This window comes from Methanococcoides mangrovi (assembly GCF_052057775.1).
In the GTDB taxonomy this organism is placed as follows: domain Archaea; phylum Halobacteriota; class Methanosarcinia; order Methanosarcinales; family Methanosarcinaceae; genus Methanococcoides.
The window spans coordinates 666,710-689,343 of sequence record NZ_CP195121.1; the positions used below are offsets into that span (position 1 = coordinate 666,710).

Annotated in this window: 23 protein-coding genes; 10 read left to right on the forward strand and 13 right to left on the reverse strand. The window is 46.5% G+C overall.

Translation table 11 applies throughout. The features are described from left to right. The first annotated feature begins 104 nt into the window (after nt 1-104). From ACR3I3_RS03350 to ACR3I3_RS03360, 3 genes are all read left to right on the forward strand, one after another. Nucleotides 105-440, forward strand: coding sequence for a phasin family protein (locus ACR3I3_RS03350; RefSeq protein ID WP_440953736.1), 336 nt, complete (start codon nt 105-107; stop codon nt 438-440). A gap of 100 nt (nt 441-540) precedes the next feature. Then, complete coding sequence (locus ACR3I3_RS03355) at nt 541-2,220, forward strand: ABC1 kinase family protein (protein WP_440953160.1); 1,680 nt, start codon at nt 541-543, stop codon at nt 2,218-2,220. Nucleotides 2,221-2,333: 113 nt separating this feature from the next. Beyond that, nucleotides 2,334-3,305, forward strand: coding sequence for a DUF128 domain-containing protein (locus ACR3I3_RS03360; protein WP_440953161.1), 972 nt, complete (start codon nt 2,334-2,336; stop codon nt 3,303-3,305). Nucleotides 3,306-3,313: 8 nt separating this feature from the next. Here the strand turns inward: ACR3I3_RS03360 and ACR3I3_RS03365 are convergent, their stop codons facing one another. From ACR3I3_RS03365 to ACR3I3_RS03395, 7 genes are all read right to left on the reverse strand, one after another. Then, nucleotides 3,314-4,165: a DUF4435 domain-containing protein gene (locus ACR3I3_RS03365; protein ID WP_440953162.1), complete on the reverse strand. Its 852-nt coding sequence runs from the start codon at nt 4,163-4,165 to the stop codon at nt 3,314-3,316. Further along, on the reverse strand, nt 4,140-5,495 hold the full coding sequence (locus tag ACR3I3_RS03370; RefSeq protein ID WP_440953163.1) for an AAA family ATPase: 1,356 nt from the start codon (nt 5,493-5,495) through the stop codon (nt 4,140-4,142). The genes ACR3I3_RS03365 and ACR3I3_RS03370 overlap by 26 nt, the downstream gene beginning before the upstream one ends. A 134-nt stretch (nt 5,496-5,629) precedes the next feature. Beyond that, nucleotides 5,630-7,201 carry a phosphoenolpyruvate carboxylase gene (gene ppcA, locus ACR3I3_RS03375; RefSeq protein WP_440953164.1) on the reverse strand — a complete coding sequence of 524 codons (1,572 nt, stop codon included), beginning with the start codon at nt 7,199-7,201 and terminating at the stop codon, nt 5,630-5,632. Between the two features lie 325 nt (nt 7,202-7,526). Next, nucleotides 7,527-8,654 (reverse strand): isocitrate/isopropylmalate dehydrogenase family protein, encoded by a 1,128-nt coding sequence (locus tag ACR3I3_RS03380; protein ID WP_440953165.1) that lies wholly within the window; start codon nt 8,652-8,654, stop codon nt 7,527-7,529. 112 nt (nt 8,655-8,766) lie between these two features. Further along, the gene (locus tag ACR3I3_RS03385; RefSeq protein ID WP_440953166.1) at nt 8,767-9,249 is read right to left on the reverse strand and encodes a 3-isopropylmalate dehydratase small subunit; all 483 of its coding nucleotides are present in this window, start codon (nt 9,247-9,249) and stop codon (nt 8,767-8,769) included. A 131-nt stretch (nt 9,250-9,380) separates the two neighbouring features. After that, a complete protein-coding gene (locus ACR3I3_RS03390; protein WP_440953167.1) occupies nt 9,381-10,322 on the reverse strand; it encodes an aminopeptidase in 942 nt (313 codons plus the stop codon). Between the two features lie 5 nt (nt 10,323-10,327). Further along, a complete protein-coding gene (locus tag ACR3I3_RS03395; RefSeq protein ID WP_440953168.1) occupies nt 10,328-11,611 on the reverse strand; it encodes an ATP-binding protein in 1,284 nt (427 codons plus the stop codon). Between the two features lie 49 nt (nt 11,612-11,660). Between ACR3I3_RS03395 and ACR3I3_RS03400 the strand changes: the two genes are divergently transcribed. Continuing rightward, nucleotides 11,661-12,281 carry a hypothetical protein gene (locus ACR3I3_RS03400; RefSeq protein WP_440953169.1) on the forward strand — a complete coding sequence of 207 codons (621 nt, stop codon included), beginning with the start codon at nt 11,661-11,663 and terminating at the stop codon, nt 12,279-12,281. A 56-nt stretch (nt 12,282-12,337) separates the two neighbouring features. Next, nucleotides 12,338-12,829 (forward strand): hypothetical protein, encoded by a 492-nt coding sequence (locus tag ACR3I3_RS03405; RefSeq protein ID WP_440953170.1) that lies wholly within the window; start codon nt 12,338-12,340, stop codon nt 12,827-12,829. A 152-nt stretch (nt 12,830-12,981) separates the two neighbouring features. On the opposite strand, the gene ACR3I3_RS03410 is transcribed toward ACR3I3_RS03405, so the two are convergent. After that, nucleotides 12,982-14,049 (reverse strand): formate--phosphoribosylaminoimidazolecarboxamide ligase, encoded by a 1,068-nt coding sequence (locus ACR3I3_RS03410; protein WP_440953171.1) that lies wholly within the window; start codon nt 14,047-14,049, stop codon nt 12,982-12,984. A 191-nt stretch (nt 14,050-14,240) separates the two neighbouring features. Between ACR3I3_RS03410 and truA the strand changes: the two genes are divergently transcribed. Together truA and ACR3I3_RS03420 are read left to right on the forward strand one after the other, a co-directional pair. Continuing rightward, complete coding sequence (gene truA, locus ACR3I3_RS03415; RefSeq protein WP_440953172.1) at nt 14,241-15,068, forward strand: tRNA pseudouridine(38-40) synthase TruA; 828 nt, start codon at nt 14,241-14,243, stop codon at nt 15,066-15,068. After that, on the forward strand, nt 15,065-15,634 hold the full coding sequence (locus tag ACR3I3_RS03420) for a M48 family metallopeptidase (protein WP_440953173.1): 570 nt from the start codon (nt 15,065-15,067) through the stop codon (nt 15,632-15,634). The genes truA and ACR3I3_RS03420 overlap by 4 nt, the downstream gene beginning before the upstream one ends. Nucleotides 15,635-15,690: 56 nt before the next feature. On the opposite strand, the gene ACR3I3_RS03425 is transcribed toward ACR3I3_RS03420, so the two are convergent. The 5 genes from ACR3I3_RS03425 to ACR3I3_RS03445 all read right to left on the reverse strand — a co-directional run bounded on the left by ACR3I3_RS03425 (nt 15,691) and on the right by ACR3I3_RS03445 (nt 19,911). Next, on the reverse strand, nt 15,691-16,731 hold the full coding sequence (locus tag ACR3I3_RS03425; protein WP_440953174.1) for a methyltransferase domain-containing protein: 1,041 nt from the start codon (nt 16,729-16,731) through the stop codon (nt 15,691-15,693). Nucleotides 16,732-16,748: 17 nt separating this feature from the next. Beyond that, nucleotides 16,749-17,036: a YunC family protein gene (locus tag ACR3I3_RS03430; protein WP_440953175.1), complete on the reverse strand. Its 288-nt coding sequence runs from the start codon at nt 17,034-17,036 to the stop codon at nt 16,749-16,751. A gap of 66 nt (nt 17,037-17,102) precedes the next feature. Then, nucleotides 17,103-17,789 (reverse strand): hypothetical protein, encoded by a 687-nt coding sequence (locus ACR3I3_RS03435; protein ID WP_440953176.1) that lies wholly within the window; start codon nt 17,787-17,789, stop codon nt 17,103-17,105. Nucleotides 17,790-17,799: 10 nt separating this feature from the next. Continuing rightward, nucleotides 17,800-18,693 carry a type II methionyl aminopeptidase gene (map, locus tag ACR3I3_RS03440; RefSeq protein ID WP_440953177.1) on the reverse strand — a complete coding sequence of 298 codons (894 nt, stop codon included), beginning with the start codon at nt 18,691-18,693 and terminating at the stop codon, nt 17,800-17,802. Nucleotides 18,694-18,735: 42 nt separating this feature from the next. Beyond that, complete coding sequence (locus tag ACR3I3_RS03445; protein WP_440953178.1) at nt 18,736-19,911, reverse strand: M24 family metallopeptidase; 1,176 nt, start codon at nt 19,909-19,911, stop codon at nt 18,736-18,738. A gap of 163 nt (nt 19,912-20,074) precedes the next feature. Between ACR3I3_RS03445 and ACR3I3_RS03450 the strand changes: the two genes are divergently transcribed. The 3 genes from ACR3I3_RS03450 to rfbC all read left to right on the forward strand — a co-directional run bounded on the left by ACR3I3_RS03450 (nt 20,075) and on the right by rfbC (nt 22,621). After that, on the forward strand, nt 20,075-20,470 hold the full coding sequence (locus ACR3I3_RS03450; RefSeq protein WP_440953179.1) for a hypothetical protein: 396 nt from the start codon (nt 20,075-20,077) through the stop codon (nt 20,468-20,470). Between the two features lie 223 nt (nt 20,471-20,693). Beyond that, nucleotides 20,694-22,061 carry a mannose-1-phosphate guanylyltransferase/mannose-6-phosphate isomerase gene (locus tag ACR3I3_RS03455; protein ID WP_440953737.1) on the forward strand — a complete coding sequence of 456 codons (1,368 nt, stop codon included), beginning with the start codon at nt 20,694-20,696 and terminating at the stop codon, nt 22,059-22,061. Between the two features lie 8 nt (nt 22,062-22,069). After that, entirely contained in the window at nt 22,070-22,621 is a 552-nt protein-coding gene (gene rfbC, locus ACR3I3_RS03460) for a dTDP-4-dehydrorhamnose 3,5-epimerase (RefSeq protein ID WP_440953180.1), read from the forward strand. Nucleotides 22,622-22,634 lie beyond the last annotated feature (13 nt).

The window sequence follows — 22,634 nt, forward strand, 5'->3', positions numbered from 1 at the left end:
CGGAGAGGTTCGTGAGAGCCGTTCCGCTATTCTTTTTTAGTTCCATTTCTCACAAACTATATATCCTAAAAAAGTTAACTTCTATTACGGGAGGTTTAATTTTGATGATAGACACTATGAAGAAGTTAGGACTTTTTGGCCTTGGTCTGTATGCGATCACCGAAGAGAAGATTGATGAGTACGTAAAAGAGCTTGTTGAAAAAGGTGATTTCAACAAGGAAGAAGGCAAGAAGTTCGTAGAGGACCTGCTCGAGAGGCAGAGGCAGCAGCAGGAAGATCTGGAAGACAGGATCTCTGCAAAGGTCCAGGAAGTCTTTGGAAAATCAGATCTTGCTTCTAAGGAAGAAATTGAAGCCCTCCACAAAAAGATCGAAGATCTCGAAGAGCTGTTAAAAGAAAAGACTAAAGAAGAAACAGCATCAGAAAAAGCAGAAGAATGATCTTTTGATCATTTCCTCCATTTATTTTTCTAAGACTTTAGTAGTCTCTTAGTGGTAGCTCAGGTTACTACATGGCGTTTAATGGCAGGCAGTATATCGGATGGCTTCCAATATAGTACGCAGGTATTCCATAGTGAAACGCTATGGAGTGATCATTGACACACTCGTCAAGTACGGCTTTGGATACTTTGTGGACCAGATGGGTATAAGGTCCCTTGGTTCTCTCAGGTCCCGGTTCAAGGATCGTTTAGGCAGAGAGCATGAGCCCAGAACAGGTCCTGCCAGGGCACGTATGGTACTTGAAGAGCTTGGACCCACCTATGTAAAGTTCGGTCAGCTCATGAGCATGCGTCAGGACCTTATTCCCCGGGAATATGCAGAAGAGTTTGCCAAACTTCAGACCGATGTTCCCCCCTTCGAGTATTCGGAAGTTGAAAGGATAATTGAAGAGGAGTTAGGGGATACGATAGAGAACCTGTTCCTGACCTTTGATAAAGAACCGATCGCTGCAGCATCAATTGGTCAGGTACATCGCGCAATGCTTCGTGGAGGGGAGGATGTCGTCGTAAAGGTCCAGAGGCCGGGTATCAAGAAGGTCATTGATTCAGATCTCGATATTCTCTATAGTATAGCCGGTTTTGCAGAAGAGCATGTGGAGGAAGCGAAGCTCTACAGTCCCGTGGAGGTTGTGGATGAGCTTCAGAAGTCCATATATGCGGAGATGGATTTTACTCAGGAAGCCCGTAACATCGAGCGTTTCCAGAAAAATTTCAAGGATGACCCTATCATTGTGATCCCTGGTGTTTTCTGGGAATACAGCAGTCGGAAAGTACTGACCCTTGACTATATAGACGGCATCAAAAGTGACAATTTCAGGAAGATCGATGAGCTTGGGCTGGACAGGAACAAGCTGGCTGGATATGGTACAGAAGCGTTCATGAAGCAGATCTTCGAGGATGGTTTCTTTCATGCAGATATGCATGCCGGAAATGTCATGATACTCGAGGATGGTCGTATAGCCCTCCTTGATTTCGGAATGGTCGGGAGCATATCTCATGAGGTAAGGAACCTGCTGATCGATGCTCTGATCGCCATCACAAGAGGTGATGTTAACCAGTATCTAGAGGTATTGAAGGACTTTGGGATGGTGCCGACAGATATTGATGTACATGCATTTAAGATCGATTACGAACACGTTCTGAACAAATATTATGGCAGGTCATTAGCACAACTGGATACCCCGATAATGATCGCAGAAATGATGACCTTGTTGAGAAAGTTCAAGATCCGGATACCTCCAAACATCGCCCTTCTCTTCAAAGGAGTGATGACTGTGAGCGGTTTTGCTCTACAGATGGTTCCGGATTTCAATGTGACCATTATTGCTGAGCCTTATGCCCGCAACATCATGCGCAGCCGGTTCAAACCTCGTAATATTGCTGCCACTCTCTACACTGACATGTGGTATACGGCTCGTATGCTGCACAAGGCCCCATTGCAGCTCTCCCATATACTTTCAGTTGCTGAGAAAGGGTACCTTAACTTAAGGTTCGAACATAAAGGAATGGACCGTATCGTTGCTGAGCTCAATGCAGCCAGCAACCGTTTATCATTCAGTCTGATAATCTCTTCCATTATTCTGGGTTCTTCCCTTATCATCCAGACAGGGATGCAGCCCCATATCGGGGGGGTTCCTCTCTTTGGGGTCGCTGGTTTTGTTATAGCTGCATTTATGGGCTTTTGGCTCATGGTTTATATACTAAAAACAGGAAAGATATAACCGGCAATAGCAAATTATAAATTTGTACCCGGTATACATACGTTGCTTATTCTTAAATAGGCAGTATTAACGAGTTAATCTATTTATCTTATTATTGTATCAGGTGCTGACAGATGACCGATCCCCAGATAGAACGTAAGCTTATTGAAATAATGCGCGTTATCAGTGAAAGTGAAAAACCCATAGGTGCCAGGAACATTGCCGATGAGTTGCAGAACCGTGGCTACAATCTGGGAGAGCGTGCTGTACGTTATCATCTAAGGATCCTTGATGAGAGGGGATTTACCGAAAAACACGGTTATAACGGGCGTACCATCACTGCCTCCGGTAAAAAAGAACTGGAAGATGCCCTGATAGGTGACAGGCTTGATTTTGTGATCACCAGAATAGAAGAACTGATCTATAAGACAGATTACGATCCCTTTTCAAAGAAAGGCAATGTAATAGTGAATCTGTCCACAGTTGACAAGGATGATTTCGATAATGCCATTGATGTCATGAAATATGCATCCACGGGCGGTGTCAGCATCAGCCCTTACATAAAGGTCTTTGAAGAGGACTCTGACTCAAGGGTATATGTACCTCCTGGATGTGTGAACATAGCAACCGTCTGCAGTATGACCTTCGATGGTCTTCTCCTCAAGAGCGGCATTCCTATCAAACCTGCATATGGAGGCCTCATACAGATGGAACACAATGACCCTGTGCAGTTCCTTGATATGATCTCATATTCAGGAACATCCATTGACCCCGTCAAGATATTTCTGATACGTCACTCAACATCTGTTCTTGATGTACTGGATACCGGAAATGGCTGTATTCTTGCCAACATGCGAAATATACCTTCTTCAGCGGTTGAAAAGACAAGAGATGTATTGAAACATCTGGAGGACTCCGGTATCGGGGGTGTGCTGAACATTGGTGATTCTGATGCTATGGTCGGTGCTCCTGTAGAAGAAGGTATGGCCGGCATACTTGTGGCTGTAGGTGTGAACCTGCTGGCTGCTGTGGAAGAGGCAGGTATTTCTGTGACAACTTCCCCTGTTTCTACAGTTCTTGAATACGGGGATATGACAAAGCTTTGAGATCACTTTTACTGGAGTACTGTAAAAGCCGGGTTCTCGTCTTCCCACTCCTGTATCGAACGATAGAGTTCGGTGTCCCTGAACATGGTGATATCATAGGAGAGCCTGAGGCTTCTGTCGATGATACCTTCGGTCACATAACGGGAATCCGAGTTGCCGAAAACCTCTCGCAGTCCATAGGCAAGTATCTCTACCATATCATGACCTGAGCATGCCTGCCAGGGATCATGTTCTTCTTTTAGCAGAGTAATTATCTCATTCTTTACCTTCTTCTCATTCAGGGAGTACTCGTGTGAGTTTTCCTTGACTTCCCTTATCATGTACTTTATGTTGACCGACAATGGGAATACCTCCATGAAATTGTCGAAATGAATGTCCTTGAACCTGAGTGAGAGCTTATCTTTGGAGGATGAGGAAAGCCATCTGAAAAGTCCTATCGGCATGGCTGCTTCAAGAAGTAGCTCGCGCACAGGTGTTCTCATTTTCTGCAGTTTGAACGGTGCTGCAAATTCTTCCAGAAGCCTGTCGAGTGCTTCTGATGCTATGATCATTGTCTCAAGGTCATGGGTGTCGGTGACAAGTACGTTCCTTTGTTCGAAATCGATGTTGTCAAGTCTCCAGAAATCAGCATCAACAATGGTCAGTATGCCTTCAAAACCGGATCTTTCAAGTATCTCAACAACCTTGATAGCATTCTCTTTGCCGTTGGCAGGGATAAGTCTGCACTTTCTGTCATCGACAAAGCGCTTGTAAAGCCTCATGTCGGTACTGCCTTCTATTATCATGATGGTCCCACGATACTGGGTTCGCATCATTCTGGCACTGTTGGCGATGTCATCGGCTGTCAGATATTTCTTCATCGTCACGTCCTCTTAGTTCGACGGTGAGGTCCCAGCGGTCATGTATGATCTGTGGTGAATGTGTCGCAATGAGAATATCAAAGCCTGCCAGTTCTGTTATGGCCTGGAGGTCCCTGAGGAATTGTTGCTGCCACAGGACATGCAATGAGATCTCAGGTTCATCAATGAGTATAAGGGATTCAGGATCGACATGGAACAACAGTTCATAGAACAATACCAGTTCCTGCTGTTCTCCTGATGATAGTTTGGTAGGGGAAAGGCGCATGTCTTCTGATGTGGTAAAAATAAATCCGTCCTTCCTGTTCACAGACAATTTCTTGTAGAGGAATCTGCAATTGATGATCTTTATCAGCAGATCGATCCTCTGCATGAGCTCGTCAAAAACGCTGAGCTTTTGCTCGGCATCCTCTACGTATAGCTGCAGGAAATTCTTGTTCTTCTCATTTATCTCTCTCAGTTCCTCGACATCAATTCCCTCTTCAGTGTCAATGAAACCAGCTTCAATGAGGCATTTGCGTTTCTGCTCCAGGTGTATCAGTTCCTTTTTGAGGTCCTCTATGGAGGTTTCGGGATGTTCTCCGTTCTTTAGCATCCTTGTAGGGAAGGTACGGTCAAGGGATTGTGAAAGGGCTGCGTATTCTGCAAGTTTCTTCTGCATCAATGCTGCAAGCTCTTCGGAATAACTGACAACAGAAGGTGTCACAGACGTCCTTCTCTCGGTCTCCACAGGCTGGGAGTATGAGATGCTCAGGAGTCTCTGGGTCCGGATGAAGCAGATGTTGACCGATTCCAGGGCATTCTTGAGCCAGGCCGGTTCATCTTTCCTTTTCTGTGGCAGCCGGTCGCTGAAGAGGTTCATCACTTCCTCAGATGTCAGTTTTTCCTGTGTGGGGAAGTGTACCCATGTGTTCTCATCGATCTTTTCAAGCTCAGGTATCATATGTTCGACCTTGAATGTTGAGAACACCTCTCCGATGTCAATAGGCTTGACAGTATAGCGCTGTTTCTTCTTCCCCGGTCGCAAAAGCTCAAATCTCAGTTCCCTGTATGTATTGTCCTCGGGAACATTGGGCATGTTCTCTTCAAGGTGAAGTTTCTTATTTACAACAAGCTTGCTCCTGTCACTGAACTCGACGACCAGTCTGCTGAATGGGATCCTGTATAGTTCGTAGTAGTTAGAGCGGAAAAGGGAATTGAGCATCTGTAGCAGTACCGTTTTCCCGATACCATTCGGTCCGTGAAGGATAGTGATATGTTCCTCGGTGTTCAGCGGGATATCATGATCGAACGTCCCAAAAAGGTTCTTTACTACTATTCTTTTGATCTTCATGGCCTCTCCCCAAAATATCCCTTTATATTAATTTGTATCACTGCCACACGAATTGTGCCTATTATAATATATCCTGTTCCCGCTCTTATATAGTTTCCTTTTTCAGTTCATGGTAAATATAAAAGCTGAAGAAATTATCCAAGTGCCCGTCTTATTTTTGCCATCTGAAGTAATGTCGATTCCATTATATGTGATACATTCTCATCTGGATTTTCATCATATCTTATCAACTCCGGTTGCATTATCTCCAGAAGTTTCCTGTATGATGGATCACAATCTTGCTCGATGCTGAATATATCTTTCAGGACATCAACATCTTTTTGTAAGGATCTTTGGGCGAATGGTGGCAGGAATCTGGCTGCAGATCTCAGGTCAAGATATCCGAAAGCGAAACTGATATCCGATGCCATTGAAGGTAAGTATTTGCTGATTAGGTTTTCAAAAGCTTCTTCTCCTATCTTTTTTCGGATGTCTTCCAGAGCATTTCCCAATCCGATCACTTCGGGTGGAAGTCCGATTGAGTAAAGTGCTCCTGTAAATTTGATGGCCCTGGGGAAACTAACCGTTTCTGATGGGATGCTCTTCCCCAGCTCTTCTGCCAGGTCTTTACGGCAGAGCGAGGTTATGCTGCTTATTTCAGCTACCTCCCTTGAGTAACCGGTGCTGCTTCCATGGATCAGCCTGTCCCTCTGTTGTGGCATCATGGTGGATACCCGGTTTATTGTTGGTGCTATATGGTGTATTATCCGATTATACTTCGAGCCAAGTATGGCGATCATATTGACAAGGTCGTTCTTATCATTCGGGTCATACTTTTCCGGTGAACCGGAAAGTTTTTCCCTGGCATATCTTATCAATTCCTCATACTCTGCTTTTGAATGGTTGAACCTGATGGCAGATTGTAAGGTTATCGTGCTGATGCCTTTATATTCCTCAAAGAAATTGGTGGCGTTCTGCCTGTTCAGGTGTCCTCTGAACGGAAGTGTTCCGGCTCCGAAGATAATGCCTATGCTGGTGTCGATCTTCTTTTCAAGTTCGCAAAGGTCATTTATTGCATACTTGCAGGAGAGGGCACTTGCCACATGGCCAAAGGAAAGTGCAGAATCTGATTTTCCTATGAACACTCTGTATCTGTCGATTTCCTGTCCGAGTATTTTCTCTGTTGAACTGATGGTATTCCCGATTGTTTTTTCTGCATTTATCAAACCCTGGACATCTTCTATCAGCGGGATCACACGAGGGGTGTCCATCTCAAAATGAAACTCTTTCCTGGCAAGCTCCCCTACCTCGATCATATGCTTTTGTGACTCGATGATCTCCTCTGTGGTACTTGTCATTGGATGTACCAGTTCTGTTATGGCCTGGGTACTTGAGAATTGGTGGGATGTATAGTTTGCCTCCGCTATTGACATCATGACCATGATCTGACGAAAGCGGTTTTCCTGGGTTGCACTGGGTACTCTTGGAGTAATGTGAAAATTGTCTCCCGGGAGCAGGTCAGTTTCTTCTATGAACTTCGAGACGATCTGCACGTTCTGGTGGTATGGAGTAGCTTTGCCTTCATAATCCGGCATGTACTCATCGCATCCGTACTTCAGGGCTGCTTCAAGCGCTTCCTCTACCTCTTCCTGAGTTGCGATGTACCTTGATACTGAATCAGGATGCTGGGTGCACATTATCTTCGGGAATATTTCTTTTCTTCTCATTTTTATGCCACCTTAGGCTTCAAAAAGCTGTTAACCGATATAGCAGAAATGGTTAACAATAAATTTAAGCATTCCTGTTGGTGCCGTATAGATCGAAAATGAATATGTTGAAGATGAATCGGCTGGTAATGGGCAGGATACTACTGAATATGGGTCCTATGTCTCCGGGTACTGATACTTCAGGTTCTGATGAGCGAGTTTAAACTGATTGGTAATACTTTTACCAATGATATCCCGTTCAGAAATGATGGAATGAAAAATCAAATTTCCTCCACGCCTTTGCAGACGTGAAGGCAAAAAAGAATAAAAATCCGGTCGGTTAGATTTACTGCCCGAGCAGGATCCTTGCGATGTCGTCACCAACATCGGATGTGGTGTTGCTGCCGCCCATGTCGTAGGTCTGGACCTTTGCTTCCTTGATGTTCTGCTCGATAGCAGAGACGATGGAGTCTGCAGCTTCCTTCTCACCGAGCTGTTCGATGAGCATTGCGCCTGCCCAGATGGTTGCGATAGGGTTGACCTTGTTCTGGCCCTTGTACTTTGGTGCTGAACCGTGGATTGGCTCGAACATGCTGGTACCGTTCGGGTTGATGTTTCCACCAGGTGCGAGTCCGAGACCGCCCTGTACCATTGCGCCAAGGTCAGTTATGATGTCACCGAACATGTTAGGGGTAACGACAACGTCGAACCACTCCGGGTTCTTGACGAACCACATGGTGATAGCGTCAACAAAGTTGAAGTCTGTCTTGACATCAGGGTGCTTCTCAGCAATTGCGTTGAATTCCTCTCTCCAGAATCCGTAGATGTCTGAAAGGACGTTTGCCTTGTCAACGGATGAAACGTGCTTGTTCCTCTTCTCTGCAAGGTCGAAGGAGTACTCCATGACCCTCTGTGTGCCTTCCTTTGAGATCATACCGATCTGGTATGCGATCTCCTCGCTGTCGGTCTCGATGTCAAGTCCGAACTTTGCGTTGTAGAGTGTCCTGTTGACCTCAAGCAGGTCCTTGCTCATGCCGGAATGTGCGCGTCCGCCGATACCGATGTAGAAGTCCTCGGTGTTCTCCCTGACAACAACGAAATCGATGTCTGCAGGTGTCTTGTCCTTGAGCGGGCACCATACGCCTTCCAGAAGTTTGATAGGACGCAGGTTGATGTACTGGTCGAAATAGAACCTTGCAGCGAGAAGGATACCTTTCTCAAGTACGCCCGGTGCGATCCTGTCATCTCCGATAGAACCGAGATAGATCGCCTCGTAGGCTGAAAGCTCTTTAAGTGAATCTTCGGATATCAGTTCGCCTGTCTCAAGATAGTGGTCTGCACCGTGTGGGAACTCTATCCAGTCAACATCGAATCCGAACTTCTCTCCAGCTGCGTCGATGACCTTTTTACCCTCAGCTATGATCTCAGGGCCGATACCGTCACCAGGCAGGACTGGTACTTTATATTGTGCCATAAATTTCCTCCAATTGGTATTTCAGGTTTAGTTTTTGATATTTTTCAGTATTCAGTAGTTAGAGTGAACGTCGATAGGTATCGAACGTAAGAACAAAAAGGAAAAGGTAAGATCAATCAATGATCTTCCTTGTGTATTCCTTTAAACCGCCGGCATCTACGATACCGCGGACAAAATCAGGTAAGGGTGTAGCCTGGTACTTCTCGCCTTTTGTGAGGTTCTCGATGGTACCGGATTCAAAGTCTACGGAGATCTCATCCCCGTCATCGATCTTGTCGGTGTCAGGGCACTCAAGGAGCGCAACTCCGATGTTGATGGCATTCCTGAAGAAGATCCTTGCAAATGACTTTGCGATAACACATCCTATCTTTGTTCCCTTAAGGGCGATAGGTGCATGTTCCCTTGAGGACCCACATCCGAAGTTGTTACCTGCAACAATGATGTCGTTCTCCTTTACGTTCTCGGCAAATTCCGGGCGTACCCCGATAAAAGCATACGGGGCAAGTTCCTCGGGAGTGTTCATCACGAGGTATCTTCCAGGGATGACGGCATCAGTGTCAACGTCATCTCCGAATTTCCATACTCTTCCTTTCATTATAATCACCGGTGATTTTTCAAATGATCGTGAATTCTTTGCTCTGATAATAGCTTTCAGTTATTTAAGTACTTTCTACCGGAAAAATATTTCCGTGTCAATATATATCTCGGTCACACTTCCGGAATAACTCAGGCAAAACGCCCTACATTCATGTCTGTCCCATCCACAACCACTTTTGGATTCCTGATTATCCCGTCCAGATGGAGGTCAACGGATACATCTCCTCCGAATGTGGAATTGTCTCCCAGCGCAATGTGTATGGTCCCTCCGACCTTCTCATCCTCAAGGATAACTCCGATGAGCATTGCGTTGGAGTTGATACCGATCCCGAGCTCGGCGATGTTACGTCCGTCAGTCCCCACTTTGTCCACCATCTCTTCAAGTTTTTCAGCCCCTTCCCCTTCAAAGCTCACAGCCTTACGATCCCGGATCTCGATGATCAATGGTTTCTCAAGCAGTCCTATCCCTCCCATTGACCCGTCGATCACAGCTTTTCCGTTCACGTTCTTAGGTGCAATGTACATCTCACCTGCCGGAAGGTTGCTGGTCTGTCCATTCTTCTGGCACATACCGGTGTCTGCCAGCCATTCCGCGCCTTCGACATCAATGACGAGGTCGGTTCCAAGTTCTGTGGTAATACGAACTTCCTTTGATCCTTTAAGGGTCTCAAGCAGCTCATCGGCCAGTTTGCTTATTTTCTCATAATCCGCATTCAGCCCGCCTTCCTTCATCATGCCAACGGTGATCCCCGGCATGGTGGCAGTCCTTGTGCCGTTCTCGGATGCATTTTTACGTGCTTTTGTATGGGTCAGTGATTTTGATGCCGGAGCAAGCAGGACATCGGCGTTCTTCATGGCCTCCGCAACAAGTGCAGGTGGTTCGGCACCATGCTGTGCCCTTGGTTCCATTGTGAGCAACAACGCTTCACATCCGGCTTCCACTGCAGAGGCATACAATGCTTTCGGTATCGTCTCATCAGTACATGTATCGGTAACTATAAGCACAGTCTCTCCTTTCTTTGCACCCATGCAGGTGTTGATCACCATGTCAGCGCTTTTCTTCATATCCATTTGTCTCATCTCCTTTCATTCAATGCAATTGGTTCATTTCCGCCATGCCAGCTATATCTTGGCCTGATCTTCACAAGGTGTGTGCTCTCGGAAGTGTCATCCACAACGAATGCTATTCCTCTTTCAAGTCCCATTTTCCTGATGGCATCGCCGATGTTCTCTTTCATGTATGTGGGGCGGATCGCTTCCAGTGCTTCAATATCATCTCTTGCGGTAAGCCTGTGGCATATCACAATATCGGACTGGGAGATTATGTCCGGATGCAGAGCTGCCGGTCTCTGGGTGGCAAATATTATTGACAGTCCCGGCTGTCTCCCCTGTCGAACCCATTCATTGATCAGGACGTCCGATGCCAGCGTCTCTCCCTGAGAAGGTACGAAAAGGTGTGCCTCATCGATGAACATCCAGACCATTGGCATCTTCTGTTCAATATCCTCATCACCCATGGTCATCCTCTCGTAGGAGCGCCTCTCCTTAAGCCGTCTGTTGTAGATGTCCCTGGAAATGATCCCGACAACTGCGGATCTCACGACTTTGTCTTCAATACTGCTCACATCGAGGACGGATGTGCATTCCTTCCGGATCAGTTCGGAAATGCCGGAGGCATCCTTTTCAAATACTCCCCATGAGGCTGCCGTCCTAAGATAGTTCTCTGCGGCCATCTTTGTGATATCATCGGACCTGTCGTCCGTGTTTATCCTTTCAATGATATCTCCGAAGGAGAAGTTCTCATCATTTACCCTCATCTCCTCTATTATCCTGACCAGAAGAACTCCCGGCGGGGATGTCGTTCTGATGTTGAACAGTTCGCACCAGTCGTAGCCATGCAGATCCGCCACAGGTATGGAGAAGGGTTTTACCTCGATATGCCTCTCTATATATTCATCAACATGACCTCCGGGGACAAATACATCTGCATCAAAACCTGCAGGCTCCATGTTCCATTCCTCCAGCAGTTCTGCCTGAGGATCGTTCCCTCTGCCAAGGGTCCAGAATATTCCCATTGTATCGATGACCAGGGATGCAAGGTTCTGCCTGATATCATCCGGTAAGAGCGAGAGTTCCTCAATTAGGGTTCCCATGGTATATGATTTCCCGTATCCCCTTTTGCCGCATATCAGGATGGCGTGTGGTTTTAGTGCATCAATAGCAACATGTGAACCTGAGGACCTGTCAAGTGCAAGATACCTGCCGATATCCAGCACTCCTTCCTCATTTTCATCCCGTCTGCCGAGTATATATCGTTTTTTGACCACTCCGGCCTGAATGTCATCCTTTAGGTTTATCATTGAGTTCTAATCAATAACTATGCATATATGATTTTTCACCGGTGAACAAATGGTGCTGAACAAGTTCGTATGTAATGTCCCGAGATACCTTTCATACCTGCCGCTCAGGAAGCTGGTTCATCTTTCCGGTGTCCTTTTTCCGCTTCTGGCGATCTATTCGGGAAAGGATGTCGCGGTGGGTCTTATCATGTTCCTGATCGCTCTCTTTCTCTTCACTGAGCTGATAAAACCAAAAATAAGGTCTCACTCATTTTTCAGCCTCCTGTGGAGAAAGAACGAGTACCGGAGTTTTGCTATTGAGCCTCTTCTTTATCTGTTCTCCATACTTTCACTTTTGTTGTTATCATACAGGCTGGATGAAGGCATATGCTATGCTTCCATCGTTGTCCTTGCAGTTGGGGATGGCCTGGGCACGATTGTGGGAGTTCATGGGAAAATGTGCTATGTTGGTTCCTCGAAGACCCTCGAAGGAACTGCTGCAGGCATTATCGGGGCAACGATCTGCAGCCTGCCCTTCGCAGGTACGTTATCTCTTGCAGGTGCCGTTGCAGGCATGTATGTGGAATCCCGCTCCGACAGGCATGACAACCTTACTGTACCGTTTGCGGCTCTTCTGGGGATGCTTGTTGTACAGTTGCTGCTCAATACTTATATGTCGATAACTGCCTGAATGTATTGCTGAAATTATATCTCTATATCCTTTATTGAAATGTCCGGAAATGTATCATGAAACTGATCTTTTATCGAAATGTTGTTGTATTGCTGATCCTGCTCTTTTCATTGTCAGTGACAGGTTGTGAAGATATTGAGAATGGTGTGAACGATATTGAAGGTTCGGTATCACAGACAATGGAAAACATAGATTTCCTGAACTGGGCCTCAGATTCTGCAGAGGTTATCCTGGATGACTACGAAGCGATCAAGTTCGCATCTTCCGAAAGAGATGAGGTCATGATAAGGGAGAGTGGCATAAAGCTCAGGGAAGATTCTGAAAGATACCTTGAGGAGCTTGAAGAATTTACTTTATCCTCTTCTGTAGAGAGCATTGCAAACGAGTACAGGGACTTTCTGCAGCGCTCCTATGAGTTCGGGGAGTTCGTTGAATCCAGCTCTCAGGAGATCGATTTCGAAGCCATTGAAAGGACCGTTGAGCTCATGAACGAGACCTCTGAACTTATCGGTCAGATCTCTGATGTGGCAAAGCAGGAGTCTGAGTAAGCCTGAGCTTTGTATACAAATGGTTGCAATACATCTCGCAGGATGTATTGCTTCGTTCCGATCGAAAACAAAAAGGTCTGTCACCGGTCTCACGGTGATGTCAAAAAGTGACCACAGACAAAAATGATGAGATAAGGAGGCTTGAAGCCTTCTTATGATACGATCATGTCAAGCTTGCCCAGTTTTGCTGCAAGCTTGATCTCCTGTGCGATCCTCTTTCCTGTTGAAAGGTCCGGCTCTATAAGGTCGGAATATGGTGATCCTGAGGTGTAGATATTTGTACCGGCCACGATACGTGCGGATATCTCGAATACCTTTATCTCAAGCTTGTCTGTGAATACGGTCTCAAGGCAGAATGGTCCGATCATACCACCAAAGAGGTCAAGAGAGCGCTCTACTACCTTTTCTCCAAGTGAGAATATGCGTGGGAGAAGTGATTCCCTTGCAACGAGTGGGACGTTTCCGGTAACTACATATGTCGGGTGGATGCCTGCATCTTCGAGTTCACGTGGAGAACCAAGCCTGAAGATCTCATCTGCATTGGACTCTACCCTGCGGTCCATGCTGAGCATCTCAAGTATACCGTTGCTTAATGTGTAGCCTTCTTCCCTTATCGGGGAGTAGAAGTAGTGAAGATAATACCTGGTACCTACAATGAACTCCTGTACGGTGTACTTCTCGTCAGGGTCGATATTTGCCTTGAACTCCTCATAGGTCTTTGCCACAAAGAACCCGCGTCCGCCTTTTGCTCCATGGTACTTTACCATGACAGGGCCGTCTATCTTTTCAGGTTCGATCACTTTAGGCATGTGTATCCCAGCCCCTTCGAGCCACTCCCTTTCCTTGTCCCTGTCCGATTCCCATTCAAGGACAGCTCTGTTGCCAAAGGTCGGGACTGGAAGTTCTGCGAAGTTCTTAGCACCCATATATTCTACAAATGAACCGTGAGGTATTATGATAGCATTCTTCTCGACAAGTTCCTGTGCTATCTTCGGAATGTCGGAATAATCCTCAACAACGATATATTCGTCAGGTTTTGCTTTTGGGAAAGCATCATAAAAACGTGGAGGCTGGCCTACACAAATCCCTATCGTCTTCAAACCTTCTTTACGGGCTCCATCGAATATCTGGAGGCTTGAGTGTGAGCAGACGGTTGCAATAGCAAGATCTTCATGATCGTACTTGCTTATTATCTCAGAGATCTGTTGTTTTGATATCATAGTTTCGCCTCAAAAATTTAGACTAGATTGTATCATCTATTATTTAAACTTGTGGTCTATATGTCACTATTGTTCACCTTTGCTGCATATCAATAAAATATATTCTTACTGTTATTCAATAAGGTCGGATATGTGTGAAAATATGGTAACTATATTATAGATAGAGTTCCATAAGTGGCAGCAGTGATCCTATGAGAGTTGCGCTCAAAATTGCATATGTCGGATCTAATTACCATGGCTCGCAGGTTCAGCCTCAGGTACCTACCATAGAGGGTGAGCTGTTCAAAGCACTGAAAGAGCTAAAGATCATTGAGGATCCAAAGTCAGCTAATTTTATCAGTTCCGGACGTACGGATGCCGGAGTTCATGCCATGGGCCAGGTAGTTGCTTTCGACACCGATGTACCAAACCTTGCTATTCCGCGTGTTATCAATTCTAAGCTTCCGGGGACCATCTGGACATGGGCCCATGCTGTGGTGCCGGACAACTTCGATCCCCGCAGGCATGCTGTAAGCAGGAGTTACCGCTATATCATGTGCGGGGAGCAATACGATATCTCCCGGATCCGTTCTGCTTCAAAGCTCCTGCTGGGTACCCACGATTTTTCGAACTTCTGTACCAATGAGCCGGGCAGGGCAACGGTCAGGACAGTTGAACGTATAGATGTAAGGGTAAGCGGGAACCTGACACGCATAGATGTTGAGGCGAACAGTTTTCTCTGGAACATGGTCCGCAAGATCGTGACCGCATTGATGATGGTCGGAAGCGGTGTCCGTGATGAGGAGTGGCTGGAGCAGATGCTCGATCCCGATTCCTATGAGGAAGGCCTGGAATCGGCACATTCGTATGGTCTTGTTTTCATGGATGTCAGTTACCCGATACCAATTGAATGGGTCGAGGACGGGTATGCCATACGCAGGGCTCATGAGCGTGTCCATGAACATCTCGTGCGCTACCGGGTGATGGCCGATGTACTGGAGCATCTCCTGCCGGTGGTCCCGCCTTCAGATGATATATGAATCAGGAACATTTCATCGGGATCAATGGAGTTGAGATCCCTTACAGTCTTACCCATCGCAAGGTGAAGCGGGCACGACTGGAATTCCGCTCAGGAAAGCTTAACGTTGTCGTACCGAAAGATTTTCCGGATCATGAAGGACTTATCCTCAGACATAAACTGTGGGTCTACAGGCGTTATACCAGTTCAATTGCAACCATTGAGAATGCTTCTTCCAAAAAGCTTGTTGAGAGGTCAGATACTGAATTCCAGGACCTCGTTCTGTCTTTTACTGGCAGTATCGCAGAAGAGCTTGGCGTGAGCCCTGAGAAAGTGACATTCAGGAAAATGAGAACTAAGTGGGGTAGCTGCAGTTCTGCAGGCAGGTTGAACTTCAACAGGCATTTGATCTACCTCCCCGGGCACCTCGTGGAGTTTGTGGTGTTTCATGAAATGGCACACCTTATCGAATTGAAGCATAGCCCGCGTTTCTGGAAGATTATTGATTCCAGGTTCGGGAACCGTGACCACTATGACAGGGAACTTTCAGCTTACTGGTATCTGATACAGGACAACAATCGTAAATGATGCCTGTGATCGTAGTGGCCTGTAATTATTGTGATACCTTTAAAAATTGAACTTGCTCATTCGGGCTTTTGAAGCACGGTTATCTTCCTTGTCAGGCTCTTGTGCACTCTCTGCAGGTACTGAGCTCTGGTGGTAAAGCCAGCATCCCTGACAAACCCTGAGATGTCCATTTCTGAGACGATTATTGCTCTTCCTCCCGGTTTCAGCACTCTGTACATCTCAGCGAATGATTCTTCGTACAGATGATGGATCGACTCTGCTTCAATTCTGGCCGAGCGGCCGTATGGAGGGTCTGCAATGACAACGTCAACAGATGCGTCCACAAGAGGAACCCTGCACGCATCTCCCAGCATCATGGTGTGATCGGTGTTGAAGTACTGAAGGTTCATATGTGCACCGACGGCTATCTTGTAACGGACCTCCAGTCCGATGACCCTCGCCCCTACAAGTCCTGCTTCCACAAGTATCCCTGCGGTACCGCAGAACGGATCGAACACAACGTCCTTCTCTTTGACCATGGCCATGTTCACAAGTGCGCGTGCTACACGCGGCCTGAGAACTCCGGGGTAGAAGAACGGCTTCTTGTGGGGAGCGCGTGCTTCGTAGGCACTGCGGTCAACTGAAGCGATGACCGAGCCGAAGACACATTTCTCTGAAAGGATAAGCCTGAACTCAATATCCGGGTGTTTCAGGTTGGCATTGAAGCCTTTCCTGTAGATGGCACCGCCCACACGTCTTTCCATATCAGCACATACGATGGTGGAATTGTGCTTGATGCGCTTTGCCCGCACAACGTATTTCTGGTCGCTGTTGATGTGTTCGGATACATCGACCTTTTCAGCGACCTCAAGAATGGCTTCCTCCTCGGCAGGGCAGACCTCAATGACCTTCAGAATGTGGTGTGCCATTGCAACGCGTTCTGCCACGTAGTCGAGTTTGTTTTCAACTTCCCTCGTGGCACCTTCAATATCCACCACAAGGCACTGGTCGAAGTAGTCACTCTCTTTGTAGTCAAGCTCAACAAGGTCCAGGCAGGCAAGGACCTCTGCTCGTGGCAGATCGTCATGCTCGCCTGAGAGTTCAAATGCGTATAACATGTTAAAAATAGATGTTCTCAGAACATCAGTTCAAGTGCTTCGTGTCCCTTCATGCCGGCCTTGACACCAAGGGCTTTTGCGTGGTCTGTTACATCCAGCACTTCGGCGTGGAGCACATCTTCGAAAGTGTTGACACCTCTCACCTTTGCCGCAACATCGCCTAATCTGTTTGCGATCTCTGTATCGAGGTACCCGCACATAACGAATCCCTTGTCAGCCTTTATGACAAGAAGTGGGGCGTTCTGCATCTCGAACTTCAGTCCGATAGCAGTCCCATTTTCAAGTGGTATCTGTTCGATTATCATGAACAAAAGGAATCTTTCACTTTATATTAATGTTTTCAGGCTTCCTCATCCGGTTGTTCAATCGCCTTAATTTTCATCCTCTGATTCGGTTCCGGTCTCATCTTCAGATTCGATGTCACCTTCGGTCTCAGTTCTGGACTCATCCCCTGTAAAATCAATAGTGATCTTCCCTTCCTCTTCAAAGAAGCCTTTGATCTGAGTCCTGTTCTCCTTCGTATCTATGGTTCTGATCTTTATGCCATCATAGGATACCAGCTCTGCACCCTCGGGCATGGTGATGGTGACCTCTGTTTCAGGTTCCCCTTCAAAGCTCATGCTGCTTCCCATGTCAAAGAAGTTCCTGTCAAAACCATAGGTGACAAAATACCTGTTTGTGATCTCGTCCGTCTTTGAAGTGCTTCCCAGTACGTCCAGTGCGATCTCGGCATCCACATCTGTGACATGCACTTTCTTTGAACTGCTGTCAAATTTGACGTCCAGTTCTTCTTCAAGGATTGTTCTGAGTCTGTTCCTTATGAAATGGTCCACTTTCATGAGTTCCCACGCACTGATGTGGTCATCACCATTTCCCACCTCGGAATCGATAAACTTCCTGTAAGCCGTGGCAACCTGCCCCTTATAGCTTTCAGTATAGTCCCATGACATGCCATCCTCTTCCAGGACGATATTGTTGGTCCATGTAAGTGCGGATGAGGCAGGGGTGACAGACATGAAGCATACAACTGCCAATGTCAGTATCAGTGCGGGTCTCATTTTAAAACCTTCATCTGGTGGTTATCTCACAGCCGTCATCGGTGACAATAACGGTGTGCTCTGCCTGGGAGACCATTCCTCCCTCTATCTCTCTGAGCACAGGGTATGATGTGATGATGCCTGCCTTCTCAAGCTGCATGAGTGAATAGTCGAGTTTGTCAGAGGTGAGCCATCTTCTTGCGAAAGGGAGTGTCCTGTACTGTTCGATCTCTTTCAGAACCTTCCTTGCAGCAGGCAGACGTATTGGCTTATTAGCGACCAGTGAGAATATCTCGGTAAGTGATCCGTCAGAGATCACGCCTGCTCCGTCCGTTGCGAAAGGCTCGATGGCAATGACGTCCCCTGTCTCAAGCACTGCTCCGTGATCGATGTGCCTGTTAGGGATGCTTGGTGGTACATGTGCAAGGTATGGTCCGACACCGTGACCTGTAAGGTTGACAATCGGCCTGAACCCGTATTCATGGATGGTGTCCTCGATGACAGCACCAAGTTCAGCTGTGTTCACACCACTTCTGACCGTGTCGATGGCCGCATACAGTGCTGCTTCGGATGCCTTGACAAGGTCTCCATACTGATTCGTGAGGTCCACGGTTAGGGCGGCATCTGCGATGTATCCGTCAACATGGACTCCAAGGTCGAGCTTTACAATATCTTCCCCGAAAACGGTCTCATCACCTGCGAGCGGCGTTGCGTGTGCTGCCTCTTCATTCCTTGAGATGTTACACGGGAATGCAGGGAATCCTCCGAGCTCGATGGTCCTCTGCTCGACATGGTTCGCAACTTCCAGAAGGCTTGCTCCGACCTTTATCTTATCCTTTGCCTCGCTTCTCACTATAGAGAGGATCTCTCCGGCCTTCCTGTACTTGCCGATTATCTCCTCGATCTCATGAAGTTTATTTTCCATATGTCTGCACCAGCTTTTGATATATAGTGGTCTTAAGTAAGTTTAAACTACAAATTCCTTTTCCATTTTTGTCAGGTTCTCGAATCCGTCCTCGGTGATCACAACCATGTCCTCGATGCGAATTCCGCCAAATTCGGGATAGTAAAGTCCCGGTTCGATGGTAACGACATGCCCGACCTCGATCTTTCCGTCCTGCATGGCCACTGAAGGCTGCTCATGGATATCCAGTCCCACGCCATGTCCGGTGGAGTGTATGAATCCCACTTCAGAGCTGTTCCTGATGGTGTCGTAACCCCGCTTCTCGAACTCGTCGCAGACAGCGTTATGGACCTCGCGATACAGGGCTCCGGGTCTCAGTACAGCAAAAGCCGCTTCCTGTGCAGCATGCACTGCCTCGTACATCTTCTTCAGTTCTTCCGAAGCCTCTCCCTTGAGCACGGTCCTTGTCATGTCCGCAAAGTACCGGCTCCTCTTACTGCGCGGGAATATATCGATGACGATCGGCTGGTCAACGGTGATCTCTCCCTCACCCTCCCAGTGGGGATTGGATGACTTCAATCCGCATGCAACAATGGTGCTCTCAGCCTCACATCCATGGTCAAGGAGGGTGTGCTCGATGGCTGCACGGAGGATCTCCGAGGTGAGGGCTTCCTCTCCTGAGTAAAGGATCCCGTTCTCCACTCTTGCATCAGCGATCAGTCCGATGGCGGCTTCCATTGCCTTTTCGCAGGCCTGCTGGGATGCCCTGATCTTTTCGATCTCCCCCTCGTCCTTTATCTTCCTCATTTCCCTGAAAGGGCTCTTCGCAGGAATCACTGAGAATCCCTCTTCCTTCAGTGTCTGGGCAGTGAAAAGCGGGAAGTCGTGAGGTACCATTATGTGCCTGACCCCTTTCTGCTGGAAAAGTTCGGCAAGACAGTCGCAGTAAGCAAGCTCCCCATCCTTCCTCTCTTTCAGTTTCTCCATGAACCCATATTCCTGCATGGTATGTACATTGGAAACCCTGGATTCCATTTTCGCCCTATTCAGTTCCATGGTGGAGACAATGAGGATCTCCTCTCCCTGATTTGTCTGAATGTATGCGAAAGGGTCTCCTGCGATGAAGTGTGTCGAATAATACATGTCCGCATTGTTCGAGTTCCCTATCATCAGGTACGCATCACAGTTGTTGTCAGAAAGTGATGTGGATATGTCGATCGTATTGTTGTTTTGCTTCATGTAATGGCATTTGTTATTCTACTACATAAGCTTACATGGCAATTCTTTTTTGAGTGATGGGCTAGTGAATCGCTAATCGTGAGTATTTCTATTCAATGTGTGTACATTATTGGAATTCATGTGGACATACCATACATAACAATGTACACAGATACTATTATTTATGCAGTATGATCTTTCCACACAGAACTGGTATTCTCTCAGGGAGTTCAACAGCTTCCTTTACGAGATCAGGTACATTCTGCTATTCTACGTACTTGGTGATTTCATCACAACAGCTCAGGCTCTCAATATTGGAATTGAGGAGAATGGGTTCCTTGCTCTGATAATAGCAGAGTTCGGTGTGTGGGCGTTCTTTGCACTGAAGATCGGTTTTATCTTTGTAGTCTATTGGTTCTACAAGGATATCATGTCATCTTCAGACTCGAAGGTTTCAGAGATGTGGCCGATGGTCAGGGGACTCATCACTTTTGTTGGTGTTTTCCTTGTTGTTAACAATCTGATGGTCATGTGGGGATACTTCGGGATTATGCAGTTGCTGGGGATCATCCCCTTGTAACAATTTTTATGATTGAAAACACTTTGATTTTCCAATTCCGGAATCTCTGTTCATTTTCGTTTTTGAGACTGTTCTTCTTATTATTTTCTGAATTTTTGTTCTCCCGGGCATTAGTACAAAAGAACTTAATATGTGTTATTCTATTAATTAACGCTAAATATAGACATCATTGTGATTAAAATCAATATATTCATAAATATGGTCCAATCACGGAGCTGAGAACATAAGATCAATTATTCTGGCAGGCGGTTCAGGAACGCGTCTGTGGCCCTTAAGCCGCGAAAAATACCCAAAACAGTTCTTAAAGCTAAATGACACTTCCCTTTTCCAGGACACCGTACTCAGGTGCCTCGAAGTATCCGATATCTCGGAGATATTCGTAGTGACAAATGCATCCCAGAAGTTCTTCGTTATCGGACAGATCGAAGAGCTGGGTTATGAACTGCCGGCTGAGAATCTCCTTCTCGAACCTGCAGGCAAGAACACCCTTCCTGCGATATGCTATGGTATGAAAGAGATATCCAGGAAGTTCGGAAGGTCTGTTGTTGGCATCTTCTCCTCTGATCATGTTCTCGACACAAAGGCCATGGAAACAATTGCAAGCGCAGAGGGACTCGCATCAGAATACCTGATAACCTTTGGAATTGCTCCGACATCGCCCCAAACAGGCTACGGCTACATCAAACCCGGAGAAGTTCTCGGGGTCGGACATAAGGTATTGGAGTTCAAGGAAAAACCCGATGTAGAGGCTGCTGAAAAATACATCAAAGAGGGCTGCCTCTGGAACAGCGGGATGTTCCTTTTCGACACGGAAGTTTTCTTCAAGGAATTGGAAGCACATGCTCCGGAAGTATCCGATGCGTTCGAAAGTTCAGATAATATTAAAGAGATCTATGGCAAAGTGCCATCGATATCGATTGATTATGGTATCATGGAAAAGTCCGGTCACGTGGCAACTGTGAAGATTGACAATCGATGGAACGATCTAGGGAACTTCGATGCGATCTACAATGAGTTCGAGAAGGACGAAAATGGCAACTTAATCTACAATTGCGATGACATGCTGGTCAATTCTACTGGCAATCTTATCTATTCAAAACAAAAAAAGATCGTATCAATGATAGATGTCAATGACATGGTCGTTGTGGACACTCCCGATGCATTGCTTGTCTGTCCCAGGGAGAGCAGCCAGAAGGTGAAGGATGTCGTGTCCGCTCTCAAGGATGGAGAAGATGAACGCGCAGATCTACACCAGACCGTGTACAGGCCATGGGGTTCATACACCATTCTGGAGAATTCGGAGAGACATAAGATCAAGAACATAATTGTCTCCCCTCACAAGAAACTGAGCCTTCAGATGCACCATCACAGGAGTGAGCACTGGGTTGTTGTTGAAGGGATTGCCTGCGTTGAGAATGATGGTGATAGGTATTTCCTCAGGCAGGGTGAGAGCACGTTCATCAAGGCCGGTATCAGGCACAGGTTGTCGAATCCGGGGAAGCTGCCTCTTGAGATCATCGAGGTGCAGCTTGGGGAGTATGTTGGAGAGGATGACATTGTGCGGTTCGATGATGAGTATGGGAGAGAGTGAGTTTTATCATGAAGTTGATAGAGACCGGAATAAGTGACCTTTTCATACTTGAGCCAGAAGTATTTGAGGATGACCGGGGCTATTTCTTTGAAAGCTACAATAAAAAGACAATTGATGAATTGACCGGGAAGGAATTCAATTTTGTTCAGGACAATCAATCGAAATCTTCCTATGGGGTTATTCGTGGTCTCCATTATCAATTAGCTCCTTACAGTCAGACAAAACTGGTTCGTGTCCTACATGGGAAAGTTTATGACGTTGCTGTTGATCTTAGAAAAGACTCTCCAACTTTCGGAAAGTGGTTCGGAGTTGAACTTTCTGCTGAAAATAAAAGGCAGTTTTTGATCCCGAAAGGGTTTGCACATGGATTTTCTGTTTTGAGCGAATCCGCGGTTTTCACGTACAAATGTGATGAATACTATCATCCGGAATTGGAAGCAGGAATCTTATACAATGACCCTTCATTGAGGATTGACTGGAAAGTAAAAGATTGCGATATAAAGGTCTCTGTGAAAGACAATGTTCTCCCGGAAATGAAAAATGCTGAAATGAACTTTTGACCTCAATTCCAAA